Raw genomic sequence first — 11,092 nt, forward strand, 5'->3', positions numbered from 1 at the left:
CAGTTAGCTTCTGGCAGTGCTGACAAGACAGTGAAACTGTGGGATACCCGCACGGGCAAACAAATCAATACCCTCACTGGTCATACAGACTCGGTTTGGGGCGTCAGCTTCAGCCCCGATGGCAAGCAGTTAGCTTCTGGCAGTGCTGACAAGACAGTGAAACTGTGGGATACCCGCACGGGCAAACAAATCAATACCCTTACTGGGCATACAGAGAAAGTTAATGGTGTCAGTTTCAGCCCCGATGGCAAGCTGCTAGCTTCTAGTAGTGCTGACAACACCGTAAAACTGTGGGATATCAGTCAAGGCAAACAAATCAATAACCTCACCGAGGATACTACGGTTAATGGCGTCAGCTTCAGCCCCGATGGCAAACTGCTAGCTTTTGCTAGTGCTGACACCACAGTGAAATTGTGGGATATCACTACAGAGCAACAAATCAAAACCCTCAATGGCCATACCGACTGGGTTAGCGGTGTCGGCTTCAGCCCCGATGGCAAGATACTGGCTTCTGCTGGTGGTGACAGTCAAGTAAAACTGTGGGATACAACAACAGGGAAGGAAATCAAAACTCTCACTGGTCATACACAAGTGGTTAATAGCGTCAGCTTTAGCCCCAATGGCAAGATGCTTGCAACTGCCAGTGATGACAGTAGAGTAAAACTGTGGAAGTGGGATTTTGATTATTTAGTTCAGGAAGGATGCAATTTCATAGACAATTATCTTAAACCTAATCCTGATGATATAGAAGCCATTGAGATTGACAGAAATTTATGCAAGAAGCTTTGATAATTTCAGATGGAAAACTGCATAAAAACCAGCACCTAAACCATATAAAAATCCAACCTTTCTAAAACCCTTTACCCAGCATCTAACATGACTAACCAAACCCCCAACTTCTACGCCCTCCTCATCGGTATCGATTTCTACTTCCCCCATCGGTTGCCAGAAGGTAACTACTACAAAAACCTGCGGGGATGTGTTCAAGATATTAACCATGTCGAAACCTATTTAAAAACCACTTTTAACCTCACCCCCGACCAAATTATTAAACTCACTGCAACTGCTTCTGAGAATCCAAATCAACCCCAAGAACCCCCGGAACTTTTACCCACGTATGAAAATATTGTTGACAAATTCAAGGAACTAACGGCCAAAGCCCAACCGCAAGATCAAGTCTATATTCACTACTCTGGTCACGGGGGACGGGCGAAAACAATTTTTGAAAGCCTCAAGGGTTTTGGGGGTTTAGATGAAGCCTTAGTTCCGACAGATATCGGTCAACCCAATTCCCGCTATTTGCGCGATTTGGAATTTGCTAAACTTCTGGAAGAAATGGTGGAAAAAGAGTTGGTTGTCACCCTCGTACTCGATAGCTGTCATTCTGGTGGTGCAACGAGAGAAATGAGCGGAGATGACCGGATTCGCGGGGAAGGGTTTATTGACACCACTCCTCGACCTACGGATAGTTTAGTCGCCCCGCTTCAGGAATTAGCCCAAAATTGGCAAGCTTCAACAGAAAATAGCCGCAATATTACCGTTGTCAATGGTTTGTTACCCGAACCGAAAGGCTATACCTTAATCGCTGCTTGCCGGGATCATGAATTTGCTTATGAAAAGGTTTTTGAAGGGACGGAACGCAACGGCGCGTTAACTTATTTTTTATTAAAAGCTTTGCGGCAAGAGGGAACAGAAATTTCTGTAGAGGAGCTATTTAATAAAATTTCTAGTCAAGTTAACAATGAATTTGAACGACAAACACCCATGTTGATGGGAGAGACAGATCGCACTTTTTTTGGCGGTCAATCTTTCGTTGCTAGCCGTAAGGTGCCGGTGATGAAAGTAGATATTAAGAAAAACCGAGTTCAGCTACAAATGGGTCAAGCTAGCGGTATTAAAAAAGGGGCAGAATTTGATATTTTCAAATTCAGAACGAGGGATTTTGAAGATAGTGACAACCGCATCGCAACGGCTAAAGTAGTAGAATTGGGAGCATCGGACTGTTGGGCAGAAGTAACGGCGCTATATGGTATCAGAACCATCAATAATCAATTAACCGAAGGAATGATTGAAATCGGTTCCCCTGCTGTCTATTTGTCGCCAGGATTAAAACAAATTCGCAAAGTTCGCCTTCTCTTACCTGACCCGTTACCACCATTTCCGGGTGTCACTATTGCATCAATTTCTACGAAAATAGAAGAGATTAAAACAAAAGTTGAAGGCCATCGCTGGATAGAATTTTGTTCTGAAACAGAAACAGATGAGAATGTAGATTATTTTGTTTACCTGAATTATGAAGGGGAGTATTGGATTTTAGATGCAAATAGAGAACTCATCAAAAATGTTCTTTTTCCGATAAGGATTGATGAAGCTGAAGCCACAGAAAGGCTAATTAATCGCTTAATCCATGTTGCCAGATATGAGAGTATTTTGGAGCTGGATAATGAGGATGCTTTTGCTACATTAAATGGCAAGATTAAGGTAGAGTTAGTTAAATCAGTAAAAGGAGAACAAGTAGTTTTGAATGCTGATGGTAAGGTGCCAGTGTTAGAAGAAGGCGAACGGGTTATGCTGCGAATGCACAATGAATCTAAGCGAATTTTAAATATTTCTGCTTTAATACTTCAGGCAGATTTAAGTATTGTCAAATTCTATCCTAGAGGTAGTAGTGATGATCCTGTAGATCCCGGACAAGACAAAGGAACTACCATTGAACTCGAACTGCCAGAAAATTATCAGGAAGGAGTATTTATCATTAAAGTGTTTGCTACGGTGGATGCAACAAATTTTCAAGTGTTAGAGTTGCCACCGTTAGATCAACCTCGTCCAGAAGTTGGGGATAAAAAACCGACCAATGCTTTAGAACAGTTATTAACGGTGGTTGTGGATGAAGAAAATCCTAAGCGGAAGATTACGGTTGTGACTGATGCGAGTGAGGAATGGACGACGGAAAAGGTGGAAGTGGTGGTGAAAAATAGTGGGGTTTGATTTAGATAATTTTTTAAGGATGCTGCCAAAGCTTATATCCCTCTGCGGTCATTTGTGTTGATCTGCGGTTGTAAGTCAAAAACTTGTTATTCCTGGAAAAGATTAGCCTAATCCGAATCTCAATCCTTTTTCAACATAAAAAGTTCAACAGGACTTACGCAACTGGCACTCAATCAAAGTCGCAAGTGGAATGAATCGGATGAAGCCTGTGAGACGACCCAGCCAACTCCTGAAGTTCCTCAATGGTACGTGTTTCTCAGCGGTGAAGCCAAGGGGCCCTATACCAAATTGCAATTATGGGAGGTTCAGGAAATCACAGCCCGAACCAATGTGCGGCGCGGGGAAGCGGAGTGGCTGCGCGCCAGTGAAATTCCAGAACTAGCGGCGTACCTCACTCAAAAATAAGACAGTACACGTCACCGCACGTCGATCGGCGCTTAAGACGATCGCACTGCCCAGAAAGTAGCGCTATTCTTAGAAAAGGGATTTGTGTCAGCGAGACTCCCGGAGATTTTTATGAATATTACTTTGAGTCCTGAGCAGGTAAAATTGATCGAAGCGCAATTAGCACGCGCGGCAGTTTAGCTCGCCGGAAGAGGTGATTACAAAAGCCCTCCAGACTTTGACGCAAACGCGGAAGCATTATTGGGAGTGGGTGGAGGAGGTGCGATCGGGCGTGGAGGAAGCGGAGGCGGAACTATCGCGGGGTGAGGGAATTCCCTTAGAGAGTGCGATCGAGCAATTGCAGGAAAAGTTTCGCAAATTTAAGCAGTTAAATAATGTACTGTAAAAACTATTCTCGGCGGGGCTGAACGCTTCTCCACAACTTCAAATATTCAGGCCGAACAGATTCATCAATCTCCTGGGCCAAGCTTTCAGGTAAACTGAGCGTTCGGATCAATTCCTGTACGTCTGCCAAATCCTTAAGTCGATCGGGCGCAGTCAATCCCGACGCCAGTTTGAGTTCCACCAAAGTCGTCAGCCGAACTACCCTAATCCCGTCTAACTCAACAGCCGCCACCGCCGGATCGGGAAAACTAACCGACTTAGGTTTGCCGTCACCTGGAAACTCCCCTGCGGTGATAATTTCCACTGATACCCCCGTCGCAGCATCTTTAAACATCTTGGTGGCCCCTGCAAATGCAGGTACAAAACCTCTGCCTACTAGGGACGATCGAAATGCCTCTAAACCTTCAGCAGTCATCAGCAAATCTACATCTTGAGTAGCTCTGACGTAACCGTGAATAGTTAAAGCCATGCCGCCAATTACCGCGTAGTCGATGCCAGCCCTGGTGAGCCTATCTTTTAAGTTTTCCAGAGTTTGATATACTTTGCCCTGCTGCATAAAAAATAAGTCGAGTTCGATAATTGACTGCATAGTTCAAGTTTTCCAAATAAAAAGCCCTCAACTTTGTGAGGGCTTTGCGATGCCAAGACGGAGACTTGAACTCCGGACACGTGGATTTTCAGTCCACTGCTCTACCAACTGAGCTATCTCGGCTTGTTTTTTTACGCTTAACCACCTTAGCAGACACATAGGGAATTTAGCAAGGGGTTTTGTAAATTAATTTTTAGATCGCGCGAGAACCCCCCGCCTGTAAGCTAAAAGCTGCAACCTAAAATCCAAGAATCGCAATGGCACAGCAAGATCGGGACAGCGAGGGCAAGAGTCTGCTTGTCTTGGGCATAATTTGGCTGCTGGGGGCAATTAGCGATCGCCTCTGGTTTGCCCTCGATCGATCTGTTCCCGCCTGGGATCAGGCAGAATACCTCACGAGTACCCTGAATTACTTGCAGGCGTTGCAGCATCCTCAGTGGTTTTCCGGGGAGTGGTGGACAAACTTCTGGCTGCTTTCGACGAAAATTCCGCCCTTGGTGTACATCTTGACGGTTCCGTTTCTTCAGGTTTTCGGTACTGGGGGCGATCGGGCAACCCTCGTTCATTTATTATTTAGTGCAATTCTCCTCGCCTCAGTCTACTGTCTGGGCGTCCAACTATTTAACCGGCAAGTCGGTTTGTGGGCCGCTGCAATTTGCGTTTTGTTACCGGGACTTTATCGGTTCCGCTTGCAATTTTTACTCGACTTTCCCCTCACTGCGGCGATTACTTTTGCTTTCTATTGTCTGACAATGTGGAAGGCTTCTGAAGCAAGAAGGAAGTTCGGCAACGGATTCTGTAACGGATGTAACGGATGTAACGGATGTCAGGAAGAAGGAAGTTCGGCAACGGATTCTGTAACGGATGTAACCGATAGAATTCAGTTGGAAGAAGGAACAAAGAAAAAGTATAAATTCTCCCACTCCCCCACTCTCCCCCTCTCGCCGTCGTCTTTCTTTTGGGCGATCGCCTTTGGAATTTCTCTCGGCTTATCAATATTAGTTAAACACACGACTGTATTATTTCTGTTTACCCCGATTGTGTGGTTAGCTGTGGGTGCTGTGCGCCAAAAAGCTTGGGGAAGATTAGCTCAATTAGCAGGTAGTTTGTTGCTGTCGGTTGCGGTGTTTGGGCCGTGGGCGAAAACCAATTGGCTGTTAATTTTGACCGGGGGAAAACGGGCAACGCTGGATTCTGCGATCGCCGAAGGAGATCCGGGCATCAATACGATCGACGCTTGGATTTACTACGGTCAACACTTACCCGAACACATTTCTTGGCCTTTGTTACTTATTCCCTTAGTAGGATTGATACTTTATTGGCGTCGTCGGCAAGATAGCTCGTCCATCTTTTATCTTAACTCCTGTCGGTGGCTCGCTGTTTTCTGGGTAGGAGCTTATTTAATTAATTCTCTAAATATCAACAAAGACGACCGATATGTGATACCTTATTTACCAGTTTTATCTATTTTCTTAGCCTACTGTTTAACGCTGTGGCCTTCTCGGTGGGGACGACAAATTCGCTGGGGTACAATTGGCTTGGCAATTTTGGCGATGCTGTTCCATATCTTGCCGCTGGGAGGTGCTCTGGGAAATAGCTTAGTCCAAATTATTAGTCCCGGCAATTCTAACTATCCTTACTTGGGGAAAGAGTGGCCACACCGAGAGGTAATTGCAGAAATTATTGATAGGGAACCTTATTTACAATCTACTTTAGGCGTGTTGCCTTCGACGCCGGAAATTAACCAGCATAATTTGAATTTTTACGGTGCTTTGGCTAATTTTCAGGTTTACGGCCGGCAGGTGGGAACGAATTTAAAACAAGTGCCACAAGATGTGCGATCGCTCTCTTGGTTCGTAACTAAAACTGGCCCCCAAGGTTCGATTCGCGAAGGGATTAAAAAAGCTCAAAATGCAGCCGTAACCGCGATTGAAAAAGGGGATAAATTCCAGTTAGAAAAAACTTGGGTTTTGCCAGATTATACTAATTTAAATCTTTATCGCAAGCGAGTGCAGCCTGTCGAAATACAGCCGTTGAATGAAGCGCGATCGCAAGTACAATTAGATCGAGTTACTGTCGCTGCAAAAGCAGTTCCCGGAGTCGCGCTGCCGATTACTTATACTTGGTCTGGACCTTGGCAGCAGTTGCAGTCTGGTTTAGTGTTGGTAACGTGGCAAAATCAGCAGTCTGGCGATATTCCACCGGGACAGACTTTCAGGATTTTACACGATCGCGCGATCGCCCAGGCGACTTTGCATCCGGGGATGCTGGAAGCGGATAAATTTGCTGTGGGGTTTCGAGTTGTCGATCGCACGGCGATGCTTCCTCCTGCTAATATTGCACCGGGAACTTACAATCTGCAAGCTACTTATCTAAATCGGAAAACCGGTGAAACTTATCCGATTAATGTGCCGGCAGTTAGTGTTAATATCGAGGCAGAGCCTCTGGATATGCGTTCTCAGGCAGAGCCTGGAAACGAGAATAATACAGATAAGCCTGAGTTAGATTTGGTGACTCAATTGCGGGCGATGGCGGTTAATTTACCCAAAGGATTGCCCGGTTTAGAACCCGTGTTCGAGCAGATTGGGCGCATCAATCAGTACGATCCAATTCAAGATTATACCGTGCAAGCGGAACAAACGTTAGAATATCGGTTGCAGCAAGAACCCAATAATCTAGAATTGGCTTATGCTTTGGCATTTTCTCGGGTATTGCAGCAGAATGCCAAAAGTGCGATCGCCGCCTTAGAAAAAGTTACCCAACTCGACTCTCAAAACCCATACGCCTATGCTTATCTCGCTTTCGTCCAGCTTTACGGCTGGCATCCCAAAGCCGCTCAAACAGCCTTAAAACCTGCTCTCGCTCTCAACTCCAATCTACCGGAAATTAGAATTTTAAACGGTGTAGCGGCTCTGATGCAAGGTAATCTCATTCAAGCATGGCAAGATTTGCAATACTTAAAAAAACTAAAAATTTAACAATCCCTTTTATTGTGGCACGGGCGTCCCGCCTGTGCTTCGCCTGTGCTTCGCCTGTGCTTCCGAATCGGTAAAAAACAGAAAACCAATGAACCAACCAAGAATTGTCTCTCTAATTCCCAGTGCCACCGAAATTGTAGCACTTTTAGGATTAACCGATGCAATTGTGGGCCGTTCCCACGAGTGCGACTATCCCCCCGAAATCCAAAATTTACCTGTTTGCACTCAGCCTAAATTCAATCCCGAAGGAACTAGCAGCGAAATTCACAACCGCGTGACAGAATTGTTGCAAAATGCCCTCAGCGTGTATAAAGTAGAAATAGATACTTTGGAAAAATTGCAGCCGACTCACATTATTACTCAAGCTCAATGTGAAGTCTGCGCTTGTTCTCTAACAGAGGTTGAACAAGCGGTAAGCACGCTGGTAAATAGCAAGCCGGAAATTATTTCTTTGCAGCCGAATCTGCTAGCAGAAATCTGGACGGATATTCAGCGAGTTGCTGATGCTTTGGGCGTAGATGGCAAAAGTGCGATCGACCTTTTGCAATCCCGCATCGATGCTATTATCTCCAAAACACAAGCATCATCTATTCTTACCACAAAAGAGAGAGTTCCCAAAGTAGCTTGCATCGAGTGGATTGAGCCTTTGATGGCTGCGGGTAACTGGATTCCCGAATTAGTAGCAATGGCGGGAGGCAATTCGCTATTTGGAATTGTCGGCGAACATTCCCCTTGGTTAAAATGGGAATCGCTAGTAGAAGCTAATCCCGATGTAATTATTTTCATGCCTTGCGGCTTTGATTTAAGCCGAACTCACAGCGAAGCAATCCCGATAACTAAATACGCAGAATGGCCTGAGTTGCCAGCAGTAAAAACGGGGAAAGTTTACATAACTGACGGCAATTCTTACTTTAATCGACCGGGGCCGAGATTGGTTGATTCGTTAGAAATTTTAGCAGAAATTCTCCATCCCGAAATCTTCGATTTTGGCTATCGGGGTAAGGGTTGGCAGCCATTTTTGTAAATAGCCGCAGCTAGCTAAAGCTTTATCTATAGCAATCCTAAATCATTTGTGAATTGCTTACTCCCTCCCCTTGATAAGGGGAGGGTTGGGGTGGGGTAAAAAATTTACGACTCCTGCAAGGATTGCTATATATTATACCAACCGCCAAGACGGTTAGGACGTTGTTAATGGCTGAAACGATTGATTTTATTGCTTCTTCCTTCTTCCTTCTTCCTTCTTCCTGACATCCGTTACATCCGTTACATCCGTTACAGAATCCGTTGCCGAACTTCCTTCTTCCTTCTTCCTTCTTCCTTCTGCTCTAATTCTGAATTGCCTGCCATACAAATAAGGACACAACAATGTTGTGTCCTTACTTCGCCTTCATTTAACCGAATCTGACATCAATTGATGCAAAAACCGCTAGTCTCACTTCACATCGGGCGGCATCAATACCTTGTCAATTACGTGAATAACGCCGTTGCTAGCTTTGATATCAGCTTTCACAACATTAGCGCCGCTGACAGTAACTTTGCCTGAGTTAACTCCCACCTTCAGCGAGCTGCCTTCAACACTTTTAACATCGCCGGATTTCAGGCTAGTAGATAAAACCGAACCAGGAACAACGTGGTAAGTTAAAATCTTAGTAAGTTTGGCTTTGTTTGCCGGTTTGAGCAAATCCTCCACAGTTCCTTTTGGCAAAGCAGCAAATGCCGCGTCAGTCGGAGCAAAAACAGTGAAAGGGCCTTTGCCTTGTAAAGTTGTAACCAAACCGGCAGATCCCAAAGCCTTCGTCAACGTCTTGAATTGACCGTTGCCAGATGCAATAGCAACAATATCCTTAGCAGCTGCAGTTGGTGCCGGTGAGGCCGCAGTTTTCACATTTCCTGCAACTTGTTGAGTTTGAGTTGCATTAGCAACATTGGTGTTGGAGTTGATGTGAGCCCAAGCCGGGAAACCAATCAACGCGCTAGCGCCGATTACTCCTGCGAAACCTGTGAGTTGTTTCATCCAGCTAGGTAAATTTTGATTTTTCATAAAACCTGTCGGTAAGTGGGAAACTCAGTCGCTGCATAGCGCTGAGAGGAAAACTATCGGCGGTTTCAACCGCCTTGAACATTACAGGGGGATCGTTTGATTCGATGTAATGAATGTGATGTACTTTCACGATCGACAATTACCACTTCAAACCTCACGATCCTGTACCCATAATGTTTGCTCTTTCGAGCCTCCCTTACGGGGTAATGTTAGCTTCGACCTTGTTATAAGAGCTTGTTAGGCTCGCAACACTGTTCCAGTGACCTTGGAACTGTTTAATCACGAGCGACAGAGCGGGGAACTAGCTACGCATTCGCCCGGTGTCGTGACTCAAATAACGGCTCCTCTTACGAGGGGTCTGGTCAGCACAGCTTGCGAGAGATTTCTCGCGACCAAGCTCAGTCCCTTTAGGGCTGGGTTGCTGACTGCGCTTGCATTTCCTTATGAGATAAAACAGTGAACATGAATTGTTATGTTAGCCAAATCTCGACAAAAAGCAAGGTTGCCAGAGGCTAAGGTAGAGAGAAAATTCTCTTCGATCCGGGATCGACCAAAACTTCCTTACTATAACGCAAGCTGAGAAATCGGGCATCAACCGCTAAATTTGTAACTCAAAACCTCAATCACCGAACCAGTTTGGGGTAAGTCAGCAGATTTGATCGAAATGGTGTCATTATTCAATCGGCGCACCGGCGTACCCTCCATCAGCGCCAAGAATTCATCTAGCGGCACCAAATCGCACGCAGCAGCATCGGCGGCTTGGGTTTTGAAATGTGTGGGAATCACCATCTTCGGTTTGAGAAGTTGCAAAGTTTGCTTCGCTTCCGCCGGAGTGTAAGCTTTCGGCCCGCCGCCCACGGGAATCAGCACTACATCGGGCCGCCCGATCAAGATTTGTTCTTCAATGCCGATCGGGCCAGCAACTCCGCCCAAGTGTAAAATCTTAACGCCCGCTTGCTGCCACAGCCAAGCCACATTGACCCCAAATCGCCTTCCTCCCTCACGGTCTTTTTGGGTCCGAATCCCTTGAATCCGCAGTCCGTTAGAGTTGTAAGCGCCCGGTTCGTACAAAAGGCCCGGATTGCCCGAAAATCCGTCGATCGCCCCTTCATCGAGCAACCGGCTGCTAATCAGAATCAAATCTGTTGGCACTTTAGGAGAGCGATAGCCTGCCGTACAGCCCAGGGGGCGAAAAGGATTCACCAGTACCCTCGCACCGCCTCCGGCGAACAAGAAGCAAGTGTGGCCCAACCACTGAATCGACAAAGCATCAGCAGTTTGAGCTTGATAGCTTTCCCATCCAGATGGTAAACCAGTTGCTAAAGCTGCTAGCAAACCCGTCTGTGCGTAACGTATTAATTGTCGCCGTTTCATCTTGTGGTTGGGGTTGTCGGGTGTGGGTCGTTTGTTGTTATAGCTGGTAAAAGTATAGTCGTTTATGACATGGCATGGGAGGCATTAAGTCCCTCCCCTTTCACTTTTACTTTGAGCGGATTGACCCGCATTGGCCCAACTACGCAGCTCTCTATCCCATTGCTAAACGCATTTGGGATTGCTTTTCTGAGGATATTGTAAGACCCGTTGACATCGGAGTTGATTAATTGACCGATTGATGTTCTGTACAAACCTCTCTTGATTCGCTTACCGCTAAATGCGACATCATCAGTGCCAGTATGCCCGTACACAGGAATCGGATCTAGATTCAGG

General features: G+C 45.9%; 10 protein-coding genes, 1 tRNA gene and 1 pseudogene. 6 read left to right on the plus strand and 6 right to left on the minus strand.

Features of this window, described 5'->3' with window-relative positions; all coding sequences use genetic code 11:
* From ACUVJL_RS02680 to ACUVJL_RS02695, 4 genes are all read left to right on the plus strand, one after another.
* On the plus strand, window positions 1-789 hold a 789-nt coding region (locus tag ACUVJL_RS02680; RefSeq protein ID WP_445244432.1), incomplete at its 5' end, for a WD40 repeat domain-containing protein.
* 87 nt (window positions 790-876) lie between these two features.
* Entirely contained in the window at window positions 877-2,988 is a 2,112-nt protein-coding gene (locus ACUVJL_RS02685; RefSeq protein WP_445244433.1) for a caspase family protein, read from the plus strand.
* 249 nt (window positions 2,989-3,237) lie between these two features.
* Window positions 3,238-3,393 carry a GYF domain-containing protein gene (locus ACUVJL_RS02690; protein ID WP_445244434.1) on the plus strand — a complete coding sequence of 52 codons (156 nt, stop codon included), beginning with the start codon at window positions 3,238-3,240 and terminating at the stop codon, window positions 3,391-3,393.
* Between the two features lie 193 nt (window positions 3,394-3,586).
* A complete protein-coding gene (locus ACUVJL_RS02695) occupies window positions 3,587-3,778 on the plus strand; it encodes a hypothetical protein (protein ID WP_445244435.1) in 192 nt (63 codons plus the stop codon).
* A 3-nt stretch (window positions 3,779-3,781) separates the two neighbouring features.
* On the opposite strand, the gene ACUVJL_RS02700 is transcribed toward ACUVJL_RS02695, so the two are convergent.
* A complete protein-coding gene (locus ACUVJL_RS02700) occupies window positions 3,782-4,366 on the minus strand; it encodes a hypothetical protein (RefSeq protein WP_445244436.1) in 585 nt (194 codons plus the stop codon).
* A 50-nt stretch (window positions 4,367-4,416) separates the two neighbouring features.
* Window positions 4,417-4,489: transfer RNA gene (locus ACUVJL_RS02705), tRNA-Phe, on the minus strand.
* 134 nt (window positions 4,490-4,623) lie between these two features.
* Here ACUVJL_RS02705 and ACUVJL_RS02710 point away from each other — a divergent pair.
* Both ACUVJL_RS02710 and ACUVJL_RS02715 read left to right on the plus strand, forming a co-directional pair.
* Complete coding sequence (locus ACUVJL_RS02710) at window positions 4,624-7,344, plus strand: glycosyltransferase family 39 protein (RefSeq protein WP_445244437.1); 2,721 nt, start codon at window positions 4,624-4,626, stop codon at window positions 7,342-7,344.
* Between the two features lie 88 nt (window positions 7,345-7,432).
* Window positions 7,433-8,368: a cobalamin-binding protein gene (locus tag ACUVJL_RS02715; RefSeq protein ID WP_445244438.1), complete on the plus strand. Its 936-nt coding sequence runs from the start codon at window positions 7,433-7,435 to the stop codon at window positions 8,366-8,368.
* 186 nt (window positions 8,369-8,554) lie between these two features.
* Here ACUVJL_RS02715 and ACUVJL_RS02720 read toward each other — a convergent pair whose 3' ends face one another.
* The 4 genes and pseudogenes from ACUVJL_RS02720 to ACUVJL_RS02735 all read right to left on the minus strand — a co-directional run.
* The gene (locus tag ACUVJL_RS02720; protein ID WP_445244439.1) at window positions 8,555-8,710 is read right to left on the minus strand and encodes a hypothetical protein; all 156 of its coding nucleotides are present in this window, start codon (window positions 8,708-8,710) and stop codon (window positions 8,555-8,557) included.
* Between the two features lie 66 nt (window positions 8,711-8,776).
* Window positions 8,777-9,385 carry a fasciclin domain-containing protein gene (locus tag ACUVJL_RS02725; RefSeq protein ID WP_445244440.1) on the minus strand — a complete coding sequence of 203 codons (609 nt, stop codon included), beginning with the start codon at window positions 9,383-9,385 and terminating at the stop codon, window positions 8,777-8,779.
* Between the two features lie 591 nt (window positions 9,386-9,976).
* Window positions 9,977-10,759, minus strand: coding sequence for an MBL fold metallo-hydrolase (locus ACUVJL_RS02730; protein ID WP_445244441.1), 783 nt, complete (start codon window positions 10,757-10,759; stop codon window positions 9,977-9,979).
* Window positions 10,760-10,821: 62 nt separating this feature from the next.
* Window positions 10,822-11,092: pseudogene (locus tag ACUVJL_RS02735) on the minus strand (RNA-guided endonuclease TnpB family protein); the annotation flags it as partial.

Source organism: Microcoleus sp. OTE_8_concoct_300 (genome assembly GCF_031383065.1).
Lineage (GTDB): Bacteria > Cyanobacteriota > Cyanobacteriia > Cyanobacteriales > Microcoleaceae > Microcoleus.

What these genes read in the sequence shown, in the direction of transcription:
- ACUVJL_RS02715 (WP_445244438.1), top strand. Translation starts at nt 7,433, where the DNA reads ATGAACCAACCAAGAATTGTCTCTCTAATTCCCAGTGCCACCGAAATT.
- ACUVJL_RS02710 (WP_445244437.1), top strand. Translation starts at nt 4,624, where the DNA reads ATGGCACAGCAAGATCGGGACAGCGAGGGCAAGAGTCTGCTTGTCTTG.
- ACUVJL_RS02725 (WP_445244440.1), bottom strand. Translation starts at nt 9,385, where the DNA reads ATGAAAAATCAAAATTTACCTAGCTGGATGAAACAACTCACAGGTTTC.
- ACUVJL_RS02730 (WP_445244441.1), bottom strand. Translation starts at nt 10,759, where the DNA reads ATGAAACGGCGACAATTAATACGTTACGCACAGACGGGTTTGCTAGCA.
- ACUVJL_RS02700 (WP_445244436.1), bottom strand. Translation starts at nt 4,366, where the DNA reads ATGCAGTCAATTATCGAACTCGACTTATTTTTTATGCAGCAGGGCAAA.
- ACUVJL_RS02685 (WP_445244433.1), top strand. Translation starts at nt 877, where the DNA reads ATGACTAACCAAACCCCCAACTTCTACGCCCTCCTCATCGGTATCGAT.